The organism is Sphingosinicella sp. SM1-17 (assembly GCF_056821765.1).
This window is the reverse complement of the sequence record NZ_JBPDIO010000001.1, coordinates 296,899-319,951: the sequence shown is the minus strand read 5'-3', so window position 1 is coordinate 319,951 and position 23,053 is coordinate 296,899. Positions and strand designations below refer to the sequence as shown.

The 23,053-nt window shown below is 64.7% G+C and carries 23 protein-coding genes and 1 pseudogene; 7 read left to right on the top strand and 17 right to left on the bottom strand.

Annotation, left to right across the window (positions count from 1 at the left end):
* Positions 1-170: 170 nt before the first annotated feature.
* Genes infB through rimP form a run of 4 tightly spaced genes read right to left on the bottom strand, consistent with a single transcriptional unit; the run spans position 171 to position 5,540 of the window.
* Positions 171-2,684: a translation initiation factor IF-2 gene (infB, locus tag ACRYLT_RS01650; RefSeq protein ID WP_482662370.1), complete on the bottom strand. Its 2,514-nt coding sequence runs from the start codon at positions 2,682-2,684 to the stop codon at positions 171-173.
* Entirely contained in the window at positions 2,681-3,412 is a 732-nt protein-coding gene (locus ACRYLT_RS01645) for a DUF448 domain-containing protein (RefSeq protein WP_482662369.1), read from the bottom strand. Before ACRYLT_RS01645 ends, infB begins: the two co-directional genes overlap by 4 nt.
* The gene (gene nusA, locus ACRYLT_RS01640; protein ID WP_482662368.1) at positions 3,378-5,009 is read right to left on the bottom strand and encodes a transcription termination factor NusA; all 1,632 of its coding nucleotides are present in this window, start codon (positions 5,007-5,009) and stop codon (positions 3,378-3,380) included. Before nusA ends, ACRYLT_RS01645 begins: the two co-directional genes overlap by 35 nt.
* A gap of 3 nt (positions 5,010-5,012) precedes the next feature.
* The gene (gene rimP / locus ACRYLT_RS01635) at positions 5,013-5,540 is read right to left on the bottom strand and encodes a ribosome maturation protein RimP (RefSeq protein ID WP_482662367.1); all 528 of its coding nucleotides are present in this window, start codon (positions 5,538-5,540) and stop codon (positions 5,013-5,015) included.
* Between the two features lie 220 nt (positions 5,541-5,760).
* Between rimP and mscL the strand changes: the two genes are divergently transcribed.
* From mscL to rplQ, 3 genes are all read left to right on the top strand, one after another.
* Positions 5,761-6,189 (top strand): large conductance mechanosensitive channel protein MscL, encoded by a 429-nt coding sequence (mscL, locus tag ACRYLT_RS01630; RefSeq protein ID WP_482662366.1) that lies wholly within the window; start codon positions 5,761-5,763, stop codon positions 6,187-6,189.
* 133 nt (positions 6,190-6,322) lie between these two features.
* Positions 6,323-6,601 carry a type II toxin-antitoxin system HicB family antitoxin gene (locus ACRYLT_RS01625; protein ID WP_482662365.1) on the top strand — a complete coding sequence of 93 codons (279 nt, stop codon included), beginning with the start codon at positions 6,323-6,325 and terminating at the stop codon, positions 6,599-6,601.
* Positions 6,602-6,812: 211 nt separating this feature from the next.
* Complete coding sequence (gene rplQ / locus ACRYLT_RS01620) at positions 6,813-7,235, top strand: 50S ribosomal protein L17 (RefSeq protein WP_482662364.1); 423 nt, start codon at positions 6,813-6,815, stop codon at positions 7,233-7,235.
* A 132-nt stretch (positions 7,236-7,367) separates the two neighbouring features.
* On the opposite strand, the gene ACRYLT_RS01615 is transcribed toward rplQ, so the two are convergent.
* Together ACRYLT_RS01615 and ACRYLT_RS01610 are read right to left on the bottom strand one after the other, a co-directional pair.
* Entirely contained in the window at positions 7,368-7,583 is a 216-nt protein-coding gene (locus ACRYLT_RS01615) for a helix-turn-helix domain-containing protein (RefSeq protein WP_482662363.1), read from the bottom strand.
* Positions 7,584-7,585: 2 nt separating this feature from the next.
* Positions 7,586-8,098 carry a hypothetical protein gene (locus ACRYLT_RS01610; protein ID WP_482662362.1) on the bottom strand — a complete coding sequence of 171 codons (513 nt, stop codon included), beginning with the start codon at positions 8,096-8,098 and terminating at the stop codon, positions 7,586-7,588.
* Between the two features lie 338 nt (positions 8,099-8,436).
* On the opposite strand from ACRYLT_RS01610, the gene ACRYLT_RS01605 reads away from it, so the two are divergent.
* A complete protein-coding gene (locus tag ACRYLT_RS01605; RefSeq protein WP_482662361.1) occupies positions 8,437-9,510 on the top strand; it encodes an aspartyl protease family protein in 1,074 nt (357 codons plus the stop codon).
* 102 nt (positions 9,511-9,612) lie between these two features.
* Here the strand turns inward: ACRYLT_RS01605 and ACRYLT_RS01600 are convergent, their stop codons facing one another.
* Positions 9,613-10,071: a PA2169 family four-helix-bundle protein gene (locus tag ACRYLT_RS01600; RefSeq protein WP_482662360.1), complete on the bottom strand. Its 459-nt coding sequence runs from the start codon at positions 10,069-10,071 to the stop codon at positions 9,613-9,615.
* A 128-nt stretch (positions 10,072-10,199) separates the two neighbouring features.
* On the opposite strand from ACRYLT_RS01600, the gene ACRYLT_RS01595 reads away from it, so the two are divergent.
* Positions 10,200-11,207: an SDR family oxidoreductase gene (locus ACRYLT_RS01595; protein WP_482662359.1), complete on the top strand. Its 1,008-nt coding sequence runs from the start codon at positions 10,200-10,202 to the stop codon at positions 11,205-11,207.
* Here ACRYLT_RS01595 and ACRYLT_RS01590 read toward each other — a convergent pair.
* Together ACRYLT_RS01590 and ACRYLT_RS01585 are read right to left on the bottom strand one after the other, a co-directional pair.
* On the bottom strand, positions 11,204-11,686 hold the full coding sequence (locus tag ACRYLT_RS01590; protein ID WP_482662358.1) for a hypothetical protein: 483 nt from the start codon (positions 11,684-11,686) through the stop codon (positions 11,204-11,206). The genes ACRYLT_RS01595 and ACRYLT_RS01590 overlap by 4 nt on opposite strands.
* Before the next feature lie 7 nt (positions 11,687-11,693).
* A complete protein-coding gene (locus tag ACRYLT_RS01585; protein WP_482662357.1) occupies positions 11,694-12,104 on the bottom strand; it encodes a hypothetical protein in 411 nt (136 codons plus the stop codon).
* A gap of 68 nt (positions 12,105-12,172) precedes the next feature.
* On the opposite strand from ACRYLT_RS01585, the gene ACRYLT_RS01580 reads away from it, so the two are divergent.
* Positions 12,173-12,307, top strand: a complete 135-nt coding sequence (locus tag ACRYLT_RS01580) for a hypothetical protein (RefSeq protein WP_482662356.1) — start codon at positions 12,173-12,175, stop codon at positions 12,305-12,307.
* Between the two features lie 6 nt (positions 12,308-12,313).
* Here ACRYLT_RS01580 and glpD read toward each other — a convergent pair whose 3' ends face one another.
* The gene (gene glpD, locus ACRYLT_RS01575) at positions 12,314-13,747 is read right to left on the bottom strand and encodes a glycerol-3-phosphate dehydrogenase (protein ID WP_482662355.1); all 1,434 of its coding nucleotides are present in this window, start codon (positions 13,745-13,747) and stop codon (positions 12,314-12,316) included.
* A 28-nt stretch (positions 13,748-13,775) separates the two neighbouring features.
* On the opposite strand from glpD, the gene ACRYLT_RS01570 reads away from it, so the two are divergent.
* Positions 13,776-15,242, top strand: coding sequence for a glycerol kinase (locus ACRYLT_RS01570; RefSeq protein WP_482662354.1), 1,467 nt, complete (start codon positions 13,776-13,778; stop codon positions 15,240-15,242).
* Between the two features lie 24 nt (positions 15,243-15,266).
* Here ACRYLT_RS01570 and mmsB read toward each other — a convergent pair.
* The 7 genes and pseudogenes from mmsB to ACRYLT_RS01535 all read right to left on the bottom strand — a co-directional run.
* A pseudogene (gene mmsB, locus ACRYLT_RS01565) lies at positions 15,267-16,220 on the bottom strand (3-hydroxyisobutyrate dehydrogenase); the annotation flags it as partial.
* Positions 16,213-16,986 carry an enoyl-CoA hydratase gene (locus ACRYLT_RS01560; RefSeq protein ID WP_482662353.1) on the bottom strand — a complete coding sequence of 258 codons (774 nt, stop codon included), beginning with the start codon at positions 16,984-16,986 and terminating at the stop codon, positions 16,213-16,215. The gene ACRYLT_RS01560 and the pseudogene mmsB, both read right to left, overlap by 8 nt.
* A 15-nt stretch (positions 16,987-17,001) precedes the next feature.
* A complete protein-coding gene (locus ACRYLT_RS01555; RefSeq protein WP_482662352.1) occupies positions 17,002-18,786 on the bottom strand; it encodes an alpha/beta fold hydrolase in 1,785 nt (594 codons plus the stop codon).
* The gene (locus ACRYLT_RS01550) at positions 18,783-19,844 is read right to left on the bottom strand and encodes an enoyl-CoA hydratase/isomerase family protein (RefSeq protein ID WP_482665374.1); all 1,062 of its coding nucleotides are present in this window, start codon (positions 19,842-19,844) and stop codon (positions 18,783-18,785) included. Before ACRYLT_RS01550 ends, ACRYLT_RS01555 begins: the two co-directional genes overlap by 4 nt.
* A gap of 20 nt (positions 19,845-19,864) precedes the next feature.
* Positions 19,865-21,007 (bottom strand): acyl-CoA dehydrogenase family protein, encoded by a 1,143-nt coding sequence (locus tag ACRYLT_RS01545; protein WP_482662351.1) that lies wholly within the window; start codon positions 21,005-21,007, stop codon positions 19,865-19,867.
* The gene (locus tag ACRYLT_RS01540; RefSeq protein WP_482662350.1) at positions 21,004-21,519 is read right to left on the bottom strand and encodes a hypothetical protein; all 516 of its coding nucleotides are present in this window, start codon (positions 21,517-21,519) and stop codon (positions 21,004-21,006) included. The genes ACRYLT_RS01545 and ACRYLT_RS01540 overlap by 4 nt, the downstream gene beginning before the upstream one ends.
* A 2-nt stretch (positions 21,520-21,521) precedes the next feature.
* On the bottom strand, positions 21,522-23,018 hold the full coding sequence (locus ACRYLT_RS01535) for a CoA-acylating methylmalonate-semialdehyde dehydrogenase (RefSeq protein ID WP_482662349.1): 1,497 nt from the start codon (positions 23,016-23,018) through the stop codon (positions 21,522-21,524).
* Positions 23,019-23,053: the final 35 nt, after the last annotated feature.

The window sequence follows — 23,053 nt, the reverse complement described above, 5'->3', positions numbered from 1 at the left end:
GGTCCCGACATCGGATCTCCCATCAGAACTGCGTCAGTAAAGGCGAAACGCCCGCTTCGCTCGGCAGCCGCCGACCACAGCAGGCCGAGCCAGAGCCGATCCTGCGCCTGAATGGCGGTGGTCCCGCGTCCCTCTCGGGAACTGGCGACCACCGCCCAGGCCGGAATGGATCAAAGCGTCCGCTCGCGCTCCTCCACCTCGAATACCTCGAGCATGTCGCCCGCCTTGATATCGTTGGTGTCCGCCAGGACCACGCCGCATTCCAGGCCGGCGCGGACTTCCGCCACGTCGTCCTTGAACCGCCGAAGCGAGGCAATGGTGGTCTTCGACACGATCACATCCTCGCGCGTGAGGCGGGCGTTCAGGCCCTTGCGAATCACGCCCTCGGTGACGAGCAGACCGGCGGCCTTGTCCTTCTTGCCGGCTGGGAAGATCTCGCGAACCTCAGCTCGGCCGACCACGGTCTCGATCACCTCCGGACCGAGCTCGCCTGCCATCGCCCCTCTCGCCCAGTCGGTGAGATGATAGATGACGTCGTAATAACGGAACTCGACCTTGTTGCGCTCCGCCACCTCGCGCGCCTTGGCATTGGGGCGAACGTTGAAGCCGATGATCGGTGCGCCGCTGGCATTGGCAAGAGTGACGTCGCTCTCCGTGATCGCGCCCACGCCCGAATGAAGGATCCGGACCTTGATCTCGTCGGTGGAGATGCGGTTGAGCGCGCTGACGATCGCTTCGGTCGATCCCTGAACGTCGGCCTTGACGACGAGCGGAAACTCCTTGGTCGTGCTCGCCTTGGAGGCGAACATGGCTTCGAAGCTGGCGGGCGCGCTCGTCGTCCGCTTCCGGTCCAGAACCGACTGGCGATAGGTGGCGACTTCGCGCGCCCGCGCCTCGTTCTCGACCACGGTCATGACGTCGCCTGCCGAGGGGACGCCCGAAAGACCAAGCACTTCGACCGGGAAGGAGGGCGGCGCCTCCTTCACCTGACGACCCTTGTCGTCGATCATCGCCCGGACCTTGCCGGCGATCGGGCCAGCAACGAACACGTCGCCGACTCGAAGCGTGCCACGCTGGACGAGAACGGTCGCAACCGGGCCACGGCCCTTGTCGAGCTTGGCTTCCACGATCGCGCCTTCGGCCGCACGCTCCGGATTGGCGCGGAGTTCGAGGATCTCCGCCTGGAGGTTGATCGCGTCCAGAAGCCCGTCGAGGTTGGTCTTCTTGAGCGCCGAGACTTCGACGTCCTGGACGTCGCCGCCCATCTGCTCGACGACGATCTCGTGCTGAAGCAGCTCCTCGCGGACCTTCTGGGGATTGGCGCCCGGCTTGTCGATCTTGTTGATCGCCACGATCATCGGCACGCCCGCGGCCTTGGTGTGATTGATCGCCTCGATCGTCTGCGGCTTCAGCCCGTCATCGGCGGCGACCACGAGAACGACGATGTCCGTTACATTGGCACCGCGGGCCCGCATTTCGGTGAACGCTTCGTGACCCGGCGTGTCGAGGAAGGTGACCTTGGACTTGTCCTTCAGCTGGACCTGATAGGCGCCGATATGCTGCGTGATTCCGCCGGCCTCCCCGGACACGACATTGGCGCCGCGGATGGCGTCGAGCAGGGACGTCTTGCCATGATCGACATGGCCCATGATCGTCACCACCGGCGGGCGCGGCTTCAAAGTCTCGGGCGGATCGACGTCCGTGTCGGTCTGGATGTCGACGTCGCTTTCGCTGACCCGCTTGATGTTGTGACCGAACTCGGTGACGAGCAGCTCGGCCGTGTCCTGATCGACCGTCTGGTTGACGGTGACGACCATGCCCATCTTGAACAGGGCCTTGACCAGGTCGGCGGCCCGCTCGGCCATCCGGTTGGCGAGTTCCTGCACGGTAATCGCTTCCGGAACCACGACGTCGCGAACCTGCTTCTGCGACGGTCCCGACTGCATGTGGGCGCGCTTTTCCTTTTCGCGGGCGCGGCGAAGCGCGGCCAGCGAACGGGCGCGGGCATCGCCCTCGTCGTCGAGCGCCCGGGTGACGGTGAGCTTGCCGCGCTCGCGGCGATGCTCGTCGCGGCCACGGGTCGGCCGTGCCGGCTCCGGCCGCTTCGGCGCGACATTGCCGTGCTTGGGCCGGGCGGGAGCGGGACGGCGGCTCTCCTCCTCGGTGCTCGGTTCCGGAGCGGCGGGCGCAGCAGGCTCGGCGGCACGAGCTTCTTCCTCGGCCTGTCGGTTCGCCTCTTCTTCGGCCTTTGCCCGGGCCTCCTCCTCGGCCCGGCGATTTTCCTCGGCGCGCCGACGCTCCTCCTCCGTCGCTGCCCGATTCTTCTGTTCCTCGCGGCGAGTCGCTTCCTCAAGCGCACGCAGCCGCGCTTCCTCGGCCTCCCTGGCCAGACGCTGGGTCAGCTCGCGCCGCGCAGCGGCATCGTCGATCGGCCGCGGTGCCGGCTTGGGGGCGGGCGCAGGCTCCGGCGCGCGCGCCACCGGGGCAGGGGCCGGCGTCGGCTCCGGCTTCGGCGCTTCGGCTTCGCCCGGGCGTCCCAGGATCCGGCGCTTCTTCACCTCAACCACCACGGTGTTCGAGCGGCCATGGCTGAAGCTCTGCTTCACCTTGCCCGTCTCGACCGTGCGCTTCAGTCCCAGCGGCGCGCGCGCTCCGAGTTTCGGCTTGTCCGTCGTCTCGCTCATTCTAATCCTTCACTCACATCCATTTCGCGCGCAGCCGGTGCACCCGCCGGAGCGGCCACTAGCTCAGCATCACGTCCGATAAAAGCGCGCCACCGCTCGACTGCGTGGCGAACACGCGTCGCCGCCGCCCCGTCCACGATGGCGACATGTACCACATTTTCGCGGCCCAGCGCCAATGACAATATGGCCCTTCCCTCGGGAAAAACCAACCCTTGGAGGCCGCTGCCTTCTCGCTCTGAGCCGACTCGCCACGCCTGATCCAGCCGCCGCCGCCCTTCGTCGCTTGCATCGGCGGCATGGATCAGCAGCCATACCTGGCCGCGGCGGGCCGCCACTTCGATCTTTTCAGAGCCGGTAATCAGATTTCCGGAACGCGCCTCCAGTCCGAGCCGGTCGAGCGCCGTCTGCCTCAGCGCAGCCTCGACCCGCGCGCCGAGGTCGTCCGGGATCGCAAAGTCACCTGTTCTGAACGCTCGAGCCAGTGCGCCCTTCAGCTTGCCCTTCGCCTGTGCCGCTTCGAGGACAGGCCTGGCGACGCCGATCCAGGCGCCACGACCGGGCGCTCGCGCGCGAACGTCCGGAGCGACTTGGCCATCGGGGCCAAGCGCGAGCCGAATCAGCTCATCCCGAGCGGCATGCTCGCCGCTCAAGATGCACTTGCGCTCCGGACTATGGTCAGTGCGCTCTAGCGTCTCATTGGGGAGTTTCCGCAACCGCGTCCTCCCCATTGTCGGAACCGGCCTCGTCCTCGAACCAGTGGGCACGAGCAGCCATGATGATCTCGTTGCCCTGCTCTTCGCTCAGGCCATATTCGGCGAGGATGCCGCCTTTGTCTTCCGTCCTGTTGCTGGGCTCACGACGGCGCGGCTCGACCCGCTTCTTCGCGATCAGCTCGTCGGTTGCAAGGTCAGCCAGATCGTCGAGCGTACGGATCCCCGCCTTGCCCAGAGTGACGAGCATCTGCTCGGTCAGATAGGGCATTTCGGCAAGATCGTCCTCGACTCCAAGGGCGCGTCGCTCCTCGCGAGCGGCCGCTTCGCGTCGCTCCAATGCCTCGGTGGCCCGATTCTGAAGCTCGGCGGCAAGCTCTTCGTCGAAGCCTTCTATGGAGCTCAGTTCCTCGGCCTCAACATAGGCGACTTCCTCGAGCGCGCCGAAACCTTCGGCGACGAGCAGCTGAGCGAGCGTCTCGTCGACGTCGAGTTCGTTCATGAACATCTCCGAGCGCTCGACGAACTCGCGCTGGCGCTTCTCGCTCGCGTCGGCTTCCGTCATGATGTCGATCGCCGAGTTGGTCAGCTGGCTGGCGAGGCGGACGTTCTGGCCGCGCCGGCCGATCGCCAGGCTGAGCTGATCGTCCGGAACGACCACTTCAATCCGGCTTTCTTCCTCGTCGATGACGACCCGGCTGACCGTCGCCGGCTGGAGCGCGTTGACGACGAAAGTGGCCAGATCCGGCGACCAGGGAATGATGTCGATCTTCTCGCCCTGCAGTTCCTGGACCACCGCCTGAACTCGGCTGCCCTTCATTCCGACGCAGGCGCCGACCGGGTCGATCGAACTGTCATGCGAAAGGACGCCGATCTTGGCCCGGCTGCCGGGATCGCGGGCAGCGGCCTTGATCTCGATAATGCCGTCGTAGATTTCCGGCACTTCCTGAGCGAAGAGCTTCTTCATGAAGTCGGGATGCGCCCGGGACAGGAAGATCTGCGGTCCGCGATTCTCGCGCCGGACATTGAGGATCAGCGAGCGGACGCGGTCGCCCACGCGAAGCACTTCGCGCGGGATCTGCTGGTCGCGGCGGATGACGCCCTCGGCGCGGCCGAGATCAACGACGACGTGGCCGAACTCGACGCGCTTGACGACGCCGGTGATGACTTCGCCGATCCGGTCCTTGAACTCCTCGAACTGACGTTCGCGCTCGGCGTCACGCACCTTCTGGAAGATGACCTGCTTGGCGGCCTGAGCGGCGATCCGGCCAAATTCGATCGGCGGCAGCGGATCGACGATGAAGTCGCCGATATTGGCGCCAGGCTGGAGCTTCTGCGCGTCTTCAAGGCTGACCTGCTTGAAATAGTCTTCGACGTCCTGGACCACCTCCACGACCCGCCACAGACGAAGGTCACCGCTGGTCGGGTCGAGCTTGGCACGGATGTCGTTCTCGGCACCGTAGCGGGCTCGCGCGGCGCGCTGGATGGCATCCTCCATCGCTTCGATGACGATGGTGCGGTCGATCAACTTCTCCCGAGCGACCGCATCGGCGATGGCGAGCAGCTCGGCCTTGTTGGCGGAAACGGCGCCCGGAGCGCTTGCGGCGGTAGCCATAGTCTATTCCTGTCCTTCCAAAATCTCGTCCGCGCCCTCGGCTGAAAGGGGGGCGGTGGCTTCAATCAGTCTGTCGGTCAACAGAAGCTTGGCGGAATGGATGTCGCGAAGCGGCAGCCCGGTCGGACCGACTCCGCGGACATCGATCAGAACGGTCTCTCCTTCGAGGCCGAGAATGTCCCCGGTGAACTGCTTGCGCCCGTTGAGAGGTTCGCGCAGCGTCACCCGCGCTTCATGGCCCTTCCAATCCTCATAGTCCCTGGGACGGGTCAGCGGCCGATCGATCCCGGGTGAACTCACCTCGAGCCGATAGGCCTCCTCGATCAGATCCTCCCGGTCGAGCATCTCGGAAAGGCGCCGCGACAGCCGCTCGCAGTCGGAAAGATCGAGCTGCCGTGTGTCGGGTCGTTCGGCCATTACCTGGAGCGTCGGGTCGTCCTTGCCGCCGACCATCATCACGCGCACGAGCTCGAATCCCTCGGCCTGGACCTCCGGTTCGATCAGCTCGGTCAGTCGCGCGACATCCGCCATTCAGGCCATCCTTGTACGCTAAAGCTTTCCCGTGCCGGCCCCGTCCCCCGGGACCAGCCTCAACTTCGTTTCCGATGTCGAGAAAGGTTGAAGCCATATAGGCGAGCCGAAGTGGCTGAGCAAGCGGCGATTGGATGATCCGAAGCCGGACTGCTATGACCGTTGCACGCGCTTCGCCGACCATCGCCGGCGAGTGGACTTAGCGGAAGGGGGGGAAGAAATGCTTGGGGAGTTCCGTGAATTCATCGCCCGCGGCAATGTGCTGGACCTGGCGGTGGCGGTGATCATCGGTGCAGCTTTTGCCACGATCACCACCTCGCTCACCGAAGATATCATCATGCCGTTGGTCGGCACGATCTTCGGCGGGCTCGATTTTTCCAGTTATTTCATCCTGCTCGGAGCGGTACCTGAGGGCTATTCCGGTTCGCTTTCCAACTATGCCGCGCTCAAGGCGGCAGGAGCGCCGGTCTTCGGCTACGGCCAGTTCCTCACCGTCCTGATCAACTTCCTGATCCTCGCTTTCATCATCTTCCTGATGGTGCGGACGGCAAACCGGCTCCGGCCCAAGGCCGAAGCTGAGCCCGCGGTGGAACCAACCGATATCGTTCTCCTGCGCGAAATTCGGGACGAACTGCGCAGGGCGCGCTGAGTTGCGGCTTCCGGCAGGAACCATCTGATCCATCGGGTATTGACGGCCGCTGAGGCAACCGGATGCCGGATGCTTCACGGCTGGCGACGGCGCCGGCCATTTCCGAACTCTCGAATGACCTGGTGCCAGGAAGATGTGGAAAGAGGAGAAGAAGAGCGGCGAACCCGCACGCGGCTATCCGGCCAGGCTCATTCCCGAGCCGGAGGGACGAGTCATGCTGGTGCTCCCGGACGTTCCGGAAGTCGTTGTCGTGGCGTCCAGCGAGCAGGAGGCGTTCGATCGGGCGCCGGCTTTGCTCGAAGCCGTGCTTTCCGGCTATTCAAGCGAAGGGCGCAGGATTCCTGAACCTTCCTACATCTGCGGAGCACCGAAGATCACGCCGCGCCGGCCCTCCTTGCTCGAACTCGAGTGAGTCGAGCGCGGCAGCCGCCGCATCGAACAGGCGACAAGTTCCCGCTAGGCCTCTGGAACTTGACTTTTGCGCCGCGATCGGCTTTTCGCACGCCACGTGAAGGAGCGGGCCTGGGGTCCGTTCTTTTTGTTTGGGGTTTGGGCCGTCCCCCATCATGGCGGCCTGGCCCGGAGTACCTCGAACGGCTCCGGGACGAACGAAAGGTAAGACCATGCGCCATCGCGTCGGCGGCCGCAAACTCGGCCGCACCTCCAGCCACCGTATCGCCATGTTCCGCAACATGGCCGCGGCGCTGATCAAGCACGAACAGATCACGACCACGCTTCCGAAGGCGAAGGAGCTTCGTCCCTATGTCGAGAAGCTGATCACGCTCGCGAAGAAGGGCGGGCTTTCCAACCGCCGCCTCGCCCATGCGCGCTTGCTCGACGAGCTTCAGCTGACCAAGCTGTTCGATGTTCTCGCCCCCCGCTACGCCGATCGCAATGGCGGCTATACCCGGGTGATCAAGGCCGGCATTCGGGCTTCGGACGCCGCGCCGATGGCGATCATCGAGCTGGTTGACCGGGATCCGGCCGCCAAGGGGCAGGACAGCGGCCCGGTAATGGGTGACGAGCTGGAGGCCGAAGCCGCCTGACGGCCAGCCCATCGACTATCTAGAAGGGCGGTCCCTGCGGGCCGCCCTTTTTTGTTCAGCCCCACGAGAGCGGTTGAAGCGGGTTCCGGACAAGTCGTCCGGCGAGGCTTCCGGCGGCTGGAAGGGCCCTGGTCAGTCGGCCGGATCCTTCTGGTGGACGAGAAGATCGCCGGGCTGGCAGTCGAGATAGTCGCAGATCGCATCCAGAGTTTCGAAGCGTATGCCCTTCACTCGCCCCGACTTGAGCAATGAAAGGTTGGTTTCGGTGATCCCGACATGCTGCGCGAGGTCTTTCGACTTCACCTTGCGCAGCGCCAGCATGACGTCGAGTCGGACGATGATCGCCATTTTCAGACGATCTGGCTCGCATCGTCGGCGATAGCCTGGGCTTGATCGAGGAGTCGCGCCACCAGGAACAGCAATCCGGTCACGAGGAGCATCAGCGCCTGATCGCCGCTGAGCGAGAGCTGGATCCCTCGGCTGGATCCTGGTTCTACACCGCTCGCAGCATGGAGGATCGGCGGCAGCAAGATGGTAACGAGGACCGCCAGGAAGAGGTAGAGGGCGAAGCCGCGAAGTTCGCCTGCGGTCCTGAACGGCTGTCCCTCTTCAACCCTCCTGAGCATTTGCGAAAGCCGATGCAGGGCGATGGCGAGGAAGGCGGAAAAGACCGCGAGCACCCCCGCGGCAGCCCTGGTCGGAAGGCCACCCGAATCCACACGCACCGGAGTTTGACCAACTCCCAATTCCCCCGACAGGAGAATCCACAGCGACACAAGAAGCATGAGCGCCACCGCCCCGCTTCCGATCATGGTCGCGAAGCGAAGTCGACGTGCGGAACGGGACAAGCCATACAATACCATTTGACGTAAATCTCTTTTCGTTTTACGATGATTTATGTTCGAACAGTGAGACTAGACCATTGTCCGCATCTGGCAAGCGGTCAGTCGGCGGAAAGGGGAAGACTTTGCGATCATTCACGCTGAGAGCGGCTTTCATTGTCTCACTCTGGTTCGTGGCGCCTGCTGGTCAGGCCGATCCGATCGAGTCCCTCGATGAAATTCGTCGATCGGCGGCAAGGGGCGATTTGAGTTCGGCCCGGAAGGCTCTGGATCGAGCTCCGGAGGGCGCCCTTCGGACATTGCTCCAGGCGCAGCTGGCCGCAGGAAGGGGAGAAATCGGGACCGCGCGACGGATGGCGATGACACTGCTGCCAGCCCTGACAGATCCCTCGATGCGTCGCTCGGCGCTCTCGATCGTGGCGGCGGCGGCCTTCGCCGACGGCGACTTTGCCGAGGCTGAGCGTGCCGGCCGCATGTTGTCCGAGGCACTGGCCGCTGCGGGCGAAACCCAAGCAGCCGTCGAGGCCGATCGAGCCTGGCGCCTCTCGAGCCTGCTGAGTGAACAGCCGCGGCAGTCGGTGCTTCGCTCCGCTGGCGAGGGCTCGACTTCCGGCAGGATCGACCGCGTGGGGCTGCCGCGTATCGACGTCGCGATCAACGGTAGGGCACAGGAAGCGGTGTTCGATACCGGCGCTGGCTTGTCGGTGCTTTCGGTCGAAACCGCGCGCCGGCTACGGGTAAGGGTGGTCAAGCAGGAGACGGAGATTGGCAATGGCGTCCGGACCACGGTTGCGGCGAGAATTGGGATTGCCGACAGTCTCGACATCGCCGGCGCAACTCTCCGCAACGTGCCCTTCCTGATCATTGAGGATTCGCAACTCAGCTTTCCACAGGTGCCCGGTGGCTACGACATCAAGGCGATCGTCGGACTTCCGGTGATGCGGGCGCTCGGCCAAGTTCGAATGGAGGCAAGCGGACGATTGACGCTGCTGCCGCCCGCCTCGTCGATGCAAGCCAGGCCAAACCTCCACGGCAATGGCAGCCAGTTGTTCGTGGAGGTGACCATTGGTGGTCGGGACTTCCCGCTGCTGCTCGACACCGGTGCCAACCGGACCGCACTCACCGCCTTGTATGCCCAAGCCGTTCCTTCTGCACTGGTGGGCCGCGGGACGGAAGTTGTCAGTGCTTCAAGCGCGGGAGGGACGGCGCAGCAGCGGATCGCGACCTGGACGGACGCGCCGGTTGCCGTCGCCGGACGATCGCTGACCTGGCCGCAGCTTCCTGTCGAGCTGCCGGGGCAGGGACCCGAGCCAGATACTTACGGTACTCTGGGATCGGACCTGCTGCGGCTGTTTGAAAGCTATACGATCGACTTTTCGCGGATGCGTCTCGAGCTTGGTGAGCCACTGGAAGCCGAAGCCAGCCAGCAGTAAGCGGGCGGAACCGCCGCGGCGGTTCCGCCCTGGAAGGACGCGTCCGTTGCCTAGGCCGTCGCGCCCTGTTCCGGGAACTCCGACCGGGGCATGCCCGGCCAGCTAGGCCGTTGCACCCTGCATCGAATGCTTCAGGGCACTGGCCCGGTCATGCCCGGCGCGTACCGACTGATAGCCCTCGCGGATGACACTGAGAGTCTCCGCTGAAAGCTCGTTGTCCTTGAGCGCGGCTTCGTACTTGTCCTTGATATAGTCCTCGCCGCGCTCGACCTCTTCGATGATCTCCCGATCACCACCCTTGGTGATCGCGTCGCGCATGTCGACCCAGCGGCGGTGTAGATCCGCCTTGAGGGACCCGTCGTCGTTCGGCGTCCCGCCCAGCGCGCGCACCCGTTCCTGAAGTTGGCCGACGACTTGCCGGCGCTCGGTCGCGAACTGACGAAACATGTCGGCGAACTGCGGCATGTCGGTGTCCTCAGCCGAACGCTCAAAGCCGTTGGCGCTGTCGATGGTCGTGGTGATCAGGGTGTTGAGAACGGAAATGTCGTGCTCATTGGCCATTCGAATACTCCTTTGGTCGGGGGTTGCTCAGGTGAAACGAGCGGCCTTGCGGAATGTTCACGAGTTCGCCGCATCGGCGGAACGCCTCCGCTCGAGGAAGTGTTGAACGGTCGCAGGAGGACAGGGTCATGATGCTCAAGCCGGTCGCTGAACAGGTCATCGTCATCACCGGAGCTTCGTCGGGGATCGGCCTGGCAACAGCGAAATTGGCGGCACGTCGCGGTGCGAACGTCGTGCTGGCGGCACGCAGCCGCGACGCCCTCGCGCAGGCAGTCGACGAGATCAAGCAAGCCGGCGGTGAGGCCGTGTTCGTCGTTGCCGATGTTGGAGACCGCAAAGATGTGGAGAAGATCGCGGCGACTGCGAAGGATCGCTTCGGCGGCTTCGATTCCTGGATCAACGATGCCGGGGTGCTGATCTGGGGAAAGGTCGGCGAGGTCTCGGAAGACGATATGCGAAAGCTGTTCGAGACGAATTTCTGGGGAACCGTCTACGGATCGGAAGTGGCGATCGATCACCTGAAAGGCAGAGGCGGCGCTCTGATCAACATCGGGTCGGTCGAATCGGATCGGGCCTTCCCGCTCCAGGGGATCTATTCGGCCAGCAAACATGCGGTGAAGGGATTCACCGATGCCTTGAGGATGGAACTGGAAGCCGACGGCGCCCCGATCTCGGTAACCCTGGTGAAGCCGGCTTCGATCGGAACGCCGTTGCCGCAGCATGCCAAGGATTATACTGGCCGCGAGCCGAAACTCCCGCCACCCGTCTATGCGCCCGAGGAAGTGGCCGCGACGGTGCTTCGCGCATGCGAGCGGCCGATCCGCGACGCCTTCGTCGGCGGCACCGCGCGAGTGTTCAGCAGCCTGGGCAACCGTGCGCCGAGAATGGCCGACTGGATCAGCGAGAAGTTTCTCCTCCCCGCAGAAATTGGCGATCGGCCCGCGACGCCGGAAGACAATCTCTATCATGGCCGAGCTGAGGCTCGCGTCCGCGGCGATCACCAGGGCAGCATCATTCGCCCGAGCCTCTATTCCCGAGCCGCGCGCAATCCGGGTGCGACCATGGCCATTGCGGCGGCAGCAGTCGGATTGGGCGCGCTTCTGCTGCGCAGAGGCCGAGTCCGGGAGACCGCCTAGTCTCCGACTTTCAGCGGGAAAAATTCTGCAAGCTCCACCAGCGTCTCCCTGGCGTTCCTGTGATGAACGAAAATGCCGCCAACCTCTTCCCACAGGTGGCGGTGCTTGACTTGATCGTCGACGAGAACGTCGCCGGCCTTGGCATGATCGCGCTTGTCGCGGGCCATGGTGGTGATGATCCTCGTTCCGGGAAAGTATCTGGCGGCCCAGCGCACTTTCTGGTCAGCCGCCCAGTTCCCGCGCGGCAGGCCGGTGAGGATGATGGGATCAAGGTGTCTGACCGCCTCGAACAGTTCCATCGCGTCGGTCATCAGCGGCAAGCCGAAATAGAAATCGGGCGCTGAGGCAAGCTTCTGCCAGAAGCGGCCGGGCCCGTACTTTCGTTCGAAGGCGCGAGGATGACTTCCGAGCAGCGCGGTGGCGCCCTTCTCGAAATCGGCAAGCACGCCGTCACAGTCGAGATAAAGCTGGCGCGCCATATTGCCGTTAGGGCCAACGGGCCGGATGAAGCCTTACCGGCATCGGCAGATCGAAGACCTCCCAAGGCTGTTCGCGCAGCACGTCATTGCTTTCCTTGGCTTGACGGCCCTCCTCCAGCGACCAGGTGATGTGGAAGGTACTTCCGTCGGGCCGGTCGCTGCTGCCGTCGATCCGCACCACCAGAGCTTCAACTCCGCGGCCGTCATCGGCACGGCCGATTATTTCACCCTCGGTTTCCTCCGGAAGCGGTGCGTCGCGCGCGGCCCTGGTGGCCAGAGTCACATGATCCGCCACGACATTCCGGAATCGGGGCGGGAATTGCTGAAGAAGTTCCTTGCGCTGCTCGCGGTCCAGCTTCCACCCCGTGGTGCCGTCGCCGCTGCCGCGCGACTCGAAAGCTTGTCGGGCGCTGGGCATGCCGGCTCAACCGGCGAACGGCGGAGCCGTTCCGGCCTGTCGGCGTTGGTCGAGCGAGGAGCGCAGTGATGAACGGAAACAGGACCGACGAGAATCTGCCGCACGAAGACCAGCGGGAAATCGAGGCGGAGCAGGAACGCAACCGAAAGGCGGCGGATGAGGTGCCGCCGCATGGCACCGATCCGCTTCACGAAGGGCCATAGGCCGGCCTAGCCCCCGATATATCGGCGAAGCGCGTCCTGCTCCGCCGCGCTCAGGTGCAGTCCCAATTTCGTCCGCCGCCACATTATGTCCTCGGCGGTTCGAGCGAATTCCTGATCGCGCAGGTATCGGACCTCGGCTTCATGAAGTCCGGCGCCGAAATGGCGGCCGAGGCCCTTCATGGAATCGATCCCGTCCAGCAGGCGATCGAGGCGGGTGCCATAGGATCGCGCCAATCGGTTCAGCAGTGGGCCCGGCATCCAGGTGCCAATCTCCTCCAGCCAGCGGTTGAACCCGGGCATGATGTTCCCGCCAGGGAGCGGCGAGGTCGCGGTGAACTTGAAGCCGCCGACCTCGAGACGGTCGAGGGCTTCCGTGGCGAGCGCCCGGGCCGTGGTGATCTTGCCGCCAAAGACCGACAGAAGCCTGGGTCCCGGCGAAGGATCGAGTTCCAGACGATAGTCGCGGGTGACGTCCTTCGCGCTGGCCGCCCCGTCGTCGAAGAGGGCCCGGATGCCGGCATAGGACCAGACCAGGTCCGCTTTTTCGACCGGGCGCCGGAAATAGCGGTTCGCCGCGGCGCACAGATAGTCCACCTCCTCGGAGGAGGGACTCGAGTCTTCGGGCGTTTCGACCGGCATGTCGGTAGTACCGATCAGGCTGAAATCGCCGAAGGGGAGGGCAAAGACAATGCGCCCATCCAGTTGCTGAAGAATATAGGCCTGTTCCCCGTCCCAGAGTCGAGGAACGGCGATATGACTGCCTTTGACCAGCCGCACCCCGCTCCGCCCGGAGCCACCGAGCCGCTCGCTCAGCACCTCAGCCACCCAGGGGCCTGCCGCATTGACGATCATCCCAGCCTCGACCTGACGGCTCCCCGACAGCTGAGCGATCCATCGGCCTTCCTCGCGGCGGGCCGAGAGCAATTCGGTGCGGGTGGCGATTTCCGCTCCCCGCTCGGCCGCGTCGAGTGCGTTGAGGACGACGAGGCGGGAATCGTCGACCCAGGCGTCCCAATAACTGAGGCACTTGAAGCCCGGCTTGAGTGGGATACGCGCCGGATCCTTGCGGCCGAGGCCTCGCGATCGGGGCAGGCTGTTGCGGCCGGCGAGCAGGTCGTAGGTGAGAAGGCCGAGCCGAACCCACCAGGTCGGTCGCCCACCTGGCGGATCCGGCAGGACGAAGCGCAGCGGCCGGACCAGGTGAGGCGCCGTCCGGAGCAATATCTCGCGTTCATGGAGTGATTCGCGGACCAGCCTGAATTCTAGATGCTCAAGATAGCGAAGTCCGCCATGGACGAGCTTCGACGAAGCGGAACTCGTGTGGGCGGCGAGATCGTCCTTTTCCACGAGCAGCACCGACAGGCCGCGGCCGGCGGCATCGCGGGCGATGGCCGCGCCGTTGATTCCGCCGCCGACGACGAGAAGGTCGAAGCTTTCCATTGCCGCTTTGTCTGTTAGCCTAGGCGCCGTGGCGGACACCATCCTCGTTATCGACGAAGGCACGACCAGCACTCGAGCGCTGCTGTTCGCGCCGGACGGAACCTGTCTCGACGGCGAGCAGCGCGAGCTTGCCCAGCATTATCCGCGCGCCGGATGGGTTGAACATGATCCGGAGGAGATATGGGAAAGCAGCCTCGCTTGTGCCGGAGCGGTGCTGCAGCGGGCCGGCGGTGCTCATAAAGTCGCGGCGATCGGGATCAGCAACCAGCGCGAAACTCTGGTCTTCTGGAGCCGGAGCAGCGGCCGGGCCCTGGCTCCGGCCATCGTCTGGCAGGATCGTCGGACCGCCGAGATCTGCGCTCGGCTGAAGGAGGAAGGGCACGAGCCTGGCCTTCAGGAGCGGACCGGGCTGCTGCTCGACCCCTATTTCAGCGCCAGCAAGATCGCCTGGGCAATGGCCGAATGGCCGCAGCTTCGAGCGGCAGGCAGCGACCTTGCCATCGGGACCGTCGAAAGCTGGCTCGTTTACCGACTGACCGAGGGGCTTCACGTCTCCGACGCCACCAACGCGTCGAGAACGGCGCTGATGGACATCCGCACCGGTCTGTGGGACTCGGCCCTGCTGGATCTTTTCGACGTTCCGGCGAGCGCTCTTCCGGAGATTGTCGACTGTTCGGGGCGGTTCGGGAAGACGTCCCTGTTCGGCGCCCCGATCCCGATTTGCGGCATGGCCGGAGACCAGCAGGCAGCGGCGATCGGACAGGGCTGCCTCGCGCCGGGCGAGACCAAGGCGACCTTTGGTACCGGCGCCTTTGTCCTGACCCATACCGGTGAGCATGCGCCGATCTCCCGCCATCGCCTTCTTTCGACCGTCGCCTGGCGTCTGAGTGGCGAGACCGCCTATGCACTGGAAGGATCAATCTTCGTCGCCGGGAGCCTCGTCAAATGGCTTCGGGACGATCTCGGCCTGATTGCCAGTTCGGGCGAAACAGAGCGGGTCGCCCGAAGCCTGGCGGATAGCGACGGCGTCCAGATCGTGCCTGCGCTGTGCGGTCTCGGTGCGCCGCATTGGCGGCCGGATTCGCGGGCGGTCATAACGGGGCTGAGCTTTTCAACCGGACGAGCCCATATCGTTCGCGCCGCACTCGAAGCGCAGGCGCATCAGACCCACGATCTGATGACGGCCTTTGCCAGCGATGGAGCCAGGTGGGAGCGCCTGAAAGTCGATGGCGGCATGGTCGCCAACAACTGGATCGCCCAGGATCTTGCGGATGTGCTCGATCTGGCGGTGGAGCGCCCCGCCTTTGTCGAAACGACGGCATTGGGAGCGGCGATGTTAGCCGGCGTCGGCTGCGGGCTGTTCAGCTCGCTCCATGAAGCATCCGCCATGCGGGGTGCAATCGAGCTTTTCGAGCCGAGCATGCCGGCGCAAGTGCGCCAGGCGCGGCTCCAAGGATGGCGCCGAGCCCTCGCTCTCGTCACCGACCAGCCTTGATCCGCCCCGGTGCGATCGGATCGGCTAGCGGCCGATCTTGACCCCGGGCGGCGGAGACGGCGCATCCGCGCCATCGGGTCTTTCCCAGCTGTCGTCGATCATCTTGATGATTGCGGAAAAATCCTTGCCAGCGCCGCCGAGCGATTCCGCGAAGCGGGTATAGAGTTCCTCTGCGCCTGCGCCCATCGGAGTGTAGGCATCGACGCTTTGCGCCGCCTCCATCGCCAGGCGCAGATCCTTCAGCATCAGGGCCGCTGCGAAACCGCCGTCATAGCCGCGGTCAGCAGGGGTGTCCGGCCCGACTCCCGGAACCGGGCAATAGCTGGTCATCGACCAGCATTGGCCGGAAGCCTTGGAGGCGATGTCGAAGAAGGTCTGCGGATTCAGTCCCAGCTTCTGCGCGAGCACGAAGGTCTCGCAGGTGGCGATCATCGACGCGCCGAGCAGCATGTTGTTGCAGATCTTTGCTGCCTGCCCGGAGCCCGGCCCGCCGGCATGAATCACGGCCTTGCCCATCAGCGAGAGGTAGGGCTCGGCGCGCTTGAACGCTTCCTCGGTGCCGCCGACCATGAAGGTGAGCGTGCCGCCTTCCGCCGCGGCGATCCCGCCCGACACCGGCGCATCGACCATCAGATAGCTTTTCGAACGTGCCTTCTCGATCTCTTCGCGGGCAGTCGCGACGTCGATCGTCGAACAGTCCATCAAGATTGCCGTCGAGGGCGCGTGGCCGAGAATGCTGCTTTCATAGACTTCGCGGACATGCTTGCCGGCTGGGAGCATGGTCACCACCGCTTCCGCCTCCTGAACGGCTTCCGCTGCCGAGGCGGCGGGAAGGCAGCCGCGCTCTCTGGCGCGTTCGAGCGCCGGCTCCGAAAGGTCGAAAGCGCGCACGTCATGTCCCGCTTTCGCCAGGTTTGCGGCCATTCCGCCGCCCATATTGCCAAGCCCGATGAATGCGACGCGTGCCATTCTACCTGCCCTTCCACTCCGCCTGCCGCTTGTCGACGAAAGCGGCCATGCCTTCCTTCTGGTCCTCGGTTCCGAACAGGCCGTGGAACAGGCGCCGCTCGAACAGGATGCCTTGCGACAGGCCCGTCTCGAAGGCGGCGTTGACCATTTCCTTGGTGGCGATCGCCGCAAGCGGTGCCATCGACGCGATTGCCTCGGCCGTGGACAACGCCTCCTCGAGCAATCGGTCCGCGGGAACGACCTTCGCGACGAGCCCCGAACGCTCCGCCTCCTGCGCGTCCATCATCCGGCCGGTCAGGCACATCTCCATGGCCTTCGCCTTGCCGATGGCGTGGGTGAGCCGTTGCGAGCCGCCCATTCCGGGGGTCACGCCCAGCTTGATCTCGGGTTGCCCGAATTTTGCGGTGTCGGCGGCGATGATGAAATCGGCCATCATCGCCACTTCGCAGCCGCCCCCGAGCGCATAGCCGGCGACGGCCGCAATCCACGGCTTGCGTGTCGCGGTCACCTTCTCCCATCCGGCGAAGAAGTTGCTCGAATACATCGAAGCAAAGCCCTGATCCGACATTTCCTTGATGTCGGCGCCGGCGGCGAAGGCCTTGTCGTTGCCTGTCAGGACGGCACAGCGCTGGCCCTCGTCGGAGTCGAAGGCGGCAAAGGCGTCGATCAGCTCGGCCAATACCCGGCTGTTGAGGGCGTTGAGCGCTTTCGGCCGGTTGAGCGTCATCAGAGTCACCGCGCCGCGTTGCTCGACCAGGATATTCTCGTAACTCATGACTACCTCTTCATTTCAGGCGCGGACGCGCACATAGCTTCCGGGTGCCGGCTCGATCGCCTTGAGCTTGCCGCTTCCGGGAGTTCGGGCGGGGACCCGATCGACTTTGTCTCGGACGAGCCAAGCCTGCCAATCCGGCCACCAGGATCCGTCGTGCCGGGTCGCACCAGCCATCCATTCTTCGGCGGTCGCCGGCAAGGCTTCGTTGGTCCAGAAACCATGCTTGTTCGCCGACGGCGGGTTGATCACGCCGGCATTGTGGCCGGACCCGCCGAGCAGGAACCTGACAGGCCCTCCCAGCAGCTGGGCACCGTCATAAGTCGCTTCCCAGGAGGAGACATGATCGTCCTTGAGCGAAACCACCATGACCGGAGTCTCGACGGCACCGAGATCGATGGATTCCCCGCCGACCTGGAGGGCACCGCTCATGGTCAGTTTGTTCGATTTGAGGATCTCGCTGACCCAGTCGAGCAGGAACGCTCTGGGGATATGGGCGCCGTCGGCGAACCAGTGGAGAATGTCCGAAGGCGGGGCTTCCCGGTCGAGCAGATAATGGCTCACCACGGAGGACCAGATCAGGTCGTTGGCGCGAACGACGCTGAACAGGGCCTGCAGCTCGCTGGCGGTCATGATCCCGCGGGCGTCGAGGTGACGCTCCATCGCCCTGAGCTGCTCCGGCTCGGCGAAGGTCGCCCACTGGCCCAGGCGCGAGAAGTCGAACAGGGCGCCAATGGTCGTCGCGGAAGCGAGACGCTCGGATTGGCCGCGGGCAGCGAGCAGGGCGGCGAGGATCCCGACCAGGGTCCCGCCCATGCAGAAGCCGAAAGCGTCGACCTCGTGCTCTCCTGTTGCCGCTTCGATCGCGTCGAGCGCGGCTATCGGCCCGAGTTCGAGATAGTCGGCCAAGCCCTTGTCGGCGAGCTCCGGCCCGGGATTGACCCAGGAGATGACGAAGACGGTATGACCCTGCTCGACCAGCCACCGGATCAGGCTTGATCTGGGCTGAAGGTCCAGCAGATAATATTTGTTCACCAGCGGCGGCACGTAGAGAAGCGGACGCCTGTATACCGTCTCTGTCGTCGGCGCATATTGGATGAGCTGCATCAGCGCGTTCTGATAGACGACGCTCCCCGGCGTGGCGGCGATATCCCGGCCCAGTTCGAATTCGGAACCCGTACGCCGCTGCGGAAGCTTGGCTTCGGTGGCGGCATCGGCGAGAAGGTTCGCCAGGCCGGAAAGAAGGCTGATCGATCCGGTGTCGATCGCCTTTCGGATCGCTTCCGGATTGGTGAAGGCGAAGTTGGCCGGCGACAGGGCGCTCAGATAGGCCTGGGTGAAGAAGAGCGCTCGAGTCCGGGTCGCCTCGTCGACGCCTTCCGCCTGTTCGACCAGCTCGGTGGCCTGGCGGCTGGCCAGCAGATAGGCCTGCTTCAAATAATCGAACAGCGGCTCTTCGGACCAGGCCGGGTCGCTGAACCGCCTGTCCCCGCGGTCCGGCGCGACGAGCGGCTCGATCTCGCCGCCGGCTGCCTTTCGCGCGGTACGGCTCCACAACTCCATCCACTCTGCCGCCGCCTTCTGGCTCGCCTGGAGCACGCCGGCAGGATCGGTCCACATCTGCATGGTGAAATCGGCGAAGGCGCGCGCCGGGGCGCTGGGGTCGTAGGAGACGCTGGAAGGGACATTCGCCGCCGATCGCATCGCCTGGAGCGCATTCTCGACGACCCGGCTCCAGGCTTCGGCAAGCTCCGCGGGATCGGGAGCCTTTTCGGGCAGCTTGAAGACTCGGCTGTCGGTCATTCGTTCCTCGCGAGCGGCAGCGGCGACCAGGCCTCATCGGGCGGCAGTGGCGCGAACATCGCTTCCACCATCTCCTCGCTCACCGCCTCCGGCCGGTCAGGCTGCCAACGGGGAGAATTGTCCTTGTCGACCAGCAAGGCGCGAACGCCCTCGGCAAAGTCGGGATGCGCGGAGACCCGGCTGACCAGTCCATATTCCATTTCCATCTCGCCCGCGAAGTCGCGAAGGGCCGCGCTCTTTTCGAGCAATCGAAGCGAGACCTTGCAGGCGGTCGGCGATTTGCGCCGGAGGCTCTCGAGTTCCTTGAGCGCCCACTCCGATCCGTCCGCCTCGAGGTCCGCAAGGACCCCCTCGAGCGTGTCGGCCCGGAACAGACGGAAGATGCGATCCCGATTCTCCTTGATCCGGGCCGGCGGCGGCGCCGCCTGGGCGTGGGCGAGCAGGGCTTCGATTCGATAAGGATCGCGGGCGATATCCGCCTTCAGCTGATCGAGATCTTCGTGGCGAACATAGTGCGTGGCAAGACCCAGAGCGAAACATTCCGCGCCGTCCAGCCGCGCGCCGGTCAGCGCCAGGAACTGGGGCAGTCGTCCGAGCAGTCGGGACAGATGCCAGCCGCCGCCCACGTCGGGAAACAGGCCGATCGAGGTTTCCGGCATGGCGAAGAGGGTGCGATCGGTCGCGACCCGGTAGCGGCAGGGGCGCGAGATTCCGACTCCGCCGCCCATTGTCACCCCATCCATGAAGGCGACGGTCGGCTTCGGATAGGTGAACAGCAGGTGGTTCAGGCGATATTCGTTGAAGAAGAAGGTCCGAGCGGCGGCGCCGGTGCCCTTCGCGCTCTTCGCGATCGTGACCACGTCGCCGCCGGCGCAGAATCCCCGGCCCTCGGCATGGTCGATCAGGACCGCCTCCACGCGCGGCTCGTACAGCCATTCGATCAGCGAGGCGGTCATCGCCAGCACCATGTCGAGGTCCAGGGCGTGAATCGTCTTCGGTCGGTTGAGGCTCAAGCGTCCGGCCGAGCCCTCGACCCGAGAGATGACCGTCTGGGTCATCGCCGCCGTCGCGTCCTCCGTCACTGCCGGATCAGATCCCGGCCGACGATCACGCGCATCACCTGGTTGGTGCCTTCGAGGATCGAGTGGACACGCAGGTCGCGCCAGAAGCGCTCGATCGGATAGTCCATCAGATAGCCGTAGCCGCCATGAAGCTGGAGCGCACAGTCCACCACCGAGGAGCCGGTGTCCGTCGCGAGTCGCTTGGCCATGGCCGCGAACCGGGTCTTGTCCGGCGCATTCTCCGTCACCTTCACTGCGGCGGCGTAGAGCAGCATCCGGGCGGCCTGCAGCTCCGTTTCCATGTCCGCCAGCATGAACTGGGTATTCTGGAAGTCGGCGATCGGTTGCCCGAACTGCTTCCTTTCCTTGGTGTAGCGGACCGCCTCGTCGAGGCAGCGCTGGGCCCCGCCCAGGCTGCAGGCGCCGATGTTGAGCCGCCCCCCATCCAGGCCCATCATCGCGATCCGAAAGCCCTCGCCCTCGCCGCCGACGAGGTTTTCCGCAGGTACTCGAACCTCGTCGAAATTCACCTGGGCGGTCGGCTGCGAATGCCAGCCGAGCTTGCGCTCCTGGGCGCCGAAGCTGACCCCGGGCATGTCCTTTTCGATGACGAGGCAGGAGATGCCTTTCGGCCCTTCCTGACCCGTCCGGACCATGGTGACGTAAAGCTCGTTCTCGCCGCCGCCCGAAATGAAAGCCTTGGACCCGGTGACAACATAATGCTCGCCGTCCTTCACTGCCCGAGTCTTCAAGGCGGCCGCGTCGGAGCCGGAACCTGGTTCGGTCAGGCAATAGGAGCCCATCCGCTCCATGGTCACCATCGACGGGAGATATTTCTCCTTCACCCGCGCCGACCCGAACCGGTCGATCATCCAGCTCGCCATGTTGTGGATCGAGATGAACGCAGAAGTCGAAGGACAGCCATAGGCCATGGCTTCCATGATGAGCGCGGCTTCCAATCGGCCGAGCCCGATCCCGCCGCTCTCCTCCGAGACGTAGATGCTGCCGAAGCCCAGTTCCGCCGCCTTGCGGATGGTCTCGCGCGGGAAGATGTGCTTCTCGTCCCACTCCGCCGCATGGGGGCTGATCTCGGCTTCGGTGAACTGGCGCGCCATCTCCTGGATCTGGCGCTGCTCCTCGGTCAGGTCGAACTGGCTCATTTCTGCTCCGTGGCCGGATCGGCTTCCGGCTCTTGTTCCAGACATCCCTCGCGTTCGGGATGAGCGAAGGCCAGACGGGGAAGCACCCGCTCAAGCGCGGCTGCTTCCCCACCTTGGCTGGTGAAGTTCAGCGTGAACGGCAGCCCTTCTGCATTCGGAACGAAGAGGAAGGCGGGACTATTCTCGTTGCGATCCATCCTGAGCAGATAAAGGTTGCCACCTGAAAGGGTGCGGACCGACTGCCGGTCATCATGAGGACGGGAATACCAGTCTTCGACGACCTCGAACGAAGACTCGCCGCCGGTCACGGCGAACCGGATCTCCCCGACGCTTGGATAGCCTTGGGTGGCATGCTCGCCATCGTTCAGCCGGAGAGTGAAGGCTGAAGCGCAGAGCAGGCCCGGACCCTTCCAGCGCGGCGGCTGCCATCCGCTTGGCGGAACGCTCGCCTGAGCCGTGGCCGTAAGGGCGAAGCTCGCGAGCAGGGCAACGCGGACGATCTCCGTCCTCATCTTTATCCCATCGTTGGAATGACGAAGGCATTTTCGCCGGTCACGCTGCCATCGGGCCAGCGCTGAGTGATCTTCTTGGACTTCGTCCAGAAGCGAACGCCCTCCGGCCCGTGCTGGTCGATGTCGCCGAAGCCGCTCCGCTTCCAGCCGCCGAACGTGTGGTAGGCGACCGGCACCGGGATCGGCACGTTGATCCCGACCATGCCGACATTGACTCGAGCCGCGAACTCGCGCGCGGCATGGCCGTTGCGGGTGAAGATGGCAACGCCATTGCCATATTGATGGTCCGAAGGAAGGCGAAGCGCTTCCTCGAAGCTGTCGGCCCGGACCATCTGCAGGACGGGTCCGAAAATCTCCTCCTGATAGGAGCGGAAATGCGGCTTCACATGATCGAAGAAGGTCGGACCGATGAAGAAGCCTTCCTCATGACCCTGCAGCGAGAAGCCGCGACCGTCGATGACGAGCTCGCCGCCTTCATCGGCGCACATCTGGATGTAGCTTTCGATCCGCTGCTTGTGGGCGGCGTTGATCACCGGCCCATAATGCGCTTCGGCGTCGGTCGAGACTCCGACCCGGAGCTTCTCGATGGCGGGAATCAGAGCTTCGCGAAGTTCGTTCGCGGTCCTTTCACCGACCGGAACGACAACCGGCAGGGCCATGCAGCGCTCGCCGGCCGAGCCAAAGGCAGCGCCGGTCAGGTCGTTCACCACCTGGTCGAGATCGGCGTCCGGCATGACGATGCCGTGATTCTTGGCGCCGCCGAACGCCTGCACTCTTTTGCCGTTCGCGGTGCCGCGGCTGTAGATGTACTGGGCGATGTCCGACGAGCCGACGAAGCTGATCGCCTTGATCTCGTCATGGTCGATGATGGCGTCGACCATTTCCTTGTCGCCGTGAACGACGTTGAGGATGCCGTCCGGAAGCCCGGCTTCCTTCATCAGTTCGGCGAGCCGCACCGGGACCGAGGGGTCCCGCTCCGAAGGCTTCAGGATGAAGGCGTTGCCGCAGGCGATCGCGACTCCGAACATCCACATCGGGATCATCGCCGGGAAGTTGAACGGAGTGATGCCCGCAACGACGCCGAGCGGCTGGCGCATCGAATAGACGTCGATGCCGGGGCCGGCGCCCTGGGTATATTCTCCCTTGAGCGCATGAGGGATTCCGCAGGCGAACTCGATCACTTCGAGGCCCCGCTGGATGTCGCCTTTGGCATCGGCGATCACCTTGCCGTGCTCGGAGGAGAGGAGGAGCGCGAGATCCTCCATATTCTTTTCGACCAGTTCCTTGAACTTGAACATGACCCGTGCCCGCCGCTGCGGGTTGGTCGCCGCCCAGGCCGGAAAGGCGTTGCGGGCCACGGCAACCGCCTGCTCGAGATCGGCCGCGGTGCCGAATCGGACGCGCGCCTGAACGCCGCCATTGTTCGGGTCGAAGATGTCGCCCTGGCGCTCGCCGGACGAATGAGCGGCGCCGCCGATGAAATGGTCGATGTTACGCATGAAAGCAGCCCTTGAGGATCAGTTGTCGTCGTATC

Bases quoted from the DNA above. Each gene is read 5' to 3' on its own strand.
- infB (WP_482662370.1), bottom strand. From the start codon at position 2,684: ATGAGCGAGACGACGGACAAGCCGAAACTCGGAGCGCGCGCGCCGCTG.
- ACRYLT_RS01580 (WP_482662356.1), top strand. From the start codon at position 12,173: ATGAACGGAAACAGGACCGACGAGAATCTGCCGCACGAAGACCAGCGG.
- ACRYLT_RS01550 (WP_482665374.1), bottom strand. From the start codon at position 19,844: ATGACCCAGACGGTCATCTCTCGGGTCGAGGGCTCGGCCGGACGCTTG.
- ACRYLT_RS01605 (WP_482662361.1), top strand. From the start codon at position 8,437: ATGACACTGCTGCCAGCCCTGACAGATCCCTCGATGCGTCGCTCGGCG.
- ACRYLT_RS01595 (WP_482662359.1), top strand. From the start codon at position 10,200: ATGATGCTCAAGCCGGTCGCTGAACAGGTCATCGTCATCACCGGAGCT.
- ACRYLT_RS01585 (WP_482662357.1), bottom strand. From the start codon at position 12,104: ATGCCCAGCGCCCGACAAGCTTTCGAGTCGCGCGGCAGCGGCGACGGC.
- ACRYLT_RS01615 (WP_482662363.1), bottom strand. From the start codon at position 7,583: ATGGCGATCATCGTCCGACTCGACGTCATGCTGGCGCTGCGCAAGGTG.
- glpD (WP_482662355.1), bottom strand. From the start codon at position 13,747: ATGGAAAGCTTCGACCTTCTCGTCGTCGGCGGCGGAATCAACGGCGCG.
- ACRYLT_RS01560 (WP_482662353.1), bottom strand. From the start codon at position 16,986: ATGAGTTACGAGAATATCCTGGTCGAGCAACGCGGCGCGGTGACTCTG.
- rimP (WP_482662367.1), bottom strand. From the start codon at position 5,540: ATGGCGGATGTCGCGCGACTGACCGAGCTGATCGAACCGGAGGTCCAG.
- ACRYLT_RS01545 (WP_482662351.1), bottom strand. From the start codon at position 21,007: ATGAGCCAGTTCGACCTGACCGAGGAGCAGCGCCAGATCCAGGAGATG.
- ACRYLT_RS01625 (WP_482662365.1), top strand. From the start codon at position 6,323: ATGTGGAAAGAGGAGAAGAAGAGCGGCGAACCCGCACGCGGCTATCCG.
- ACRYLT_RS01555 (WP_482662352.1), bottom strand. From the start codon at position 18,786: ATGACCGACAGCCGAGTCTTCAAGCTGCCCGAAAAGGCTCCCGATCCC.
- mscL (WP_482662366.1), top strand. From the start codon at position 5,761: ATGCTTGGGGAGTTCCGTGAATTCATCGCCCGCGGCAATGTGCTGGAC.
- ACRYLT_RS01645 (WP_482662369.1), bottom strand. From the start codon at position 3,412: ATGGGGAGGACGCGGTTGCGGAAACTCCCCAATGAGACGCTAGAGCGC.
- ACRYLT_RS01535 (WP_482662349.1), bottom strand. From the start codon at position 23,018: ATGCGTAACATCGACCATTTCATCGGCGGCGCCGCTCATTCGTCCGGC.
- ACRYLT_RS01610 (WP_482662362.1), bottom strand. From the start codon at position 8,098: ATGGTATTGTATGGCTTGTCCCGTTCCGCACGTCGACTTCGCTTCGCG.
- ACRYLT_RS01540 (WP_482662350.1), bottom strand. From the start codon at position 21,519: ATGAGGACGGAGATCGTCCGCGTTGCCCTGCTCGCGAGCTTCGCCCTT.
- ACRYLT_RS01600 (WP_482662360.1), bottom strand. From the start codon at position 10,071: ATGGCCAATGAGCACGACATTTCCGTTCTCAACACCCTGATCACCACG.
- nusA (WP_482662368.1), bottom strand. From the start codon at position 5,009: ATGGCTACCGCCGCAAGCGCTCCGGGCGCCGTTTCCGCCAACAAGGCC.
- ACRYLT_RS01590 (WP_482662358.1), bottom strand. From the start codon at position 11,686: ATGGCGCGCCAGCTTTATCTCGACTGTGACGGCGTGCTTGCCGATTTC.
- rplQ (WP_482662364.1), top strand. From the start codon at position 6,813: ATGCGCCATCGCGTCGGCGGCCGCAAACTCGGCCGCACCTCCAGCCAC.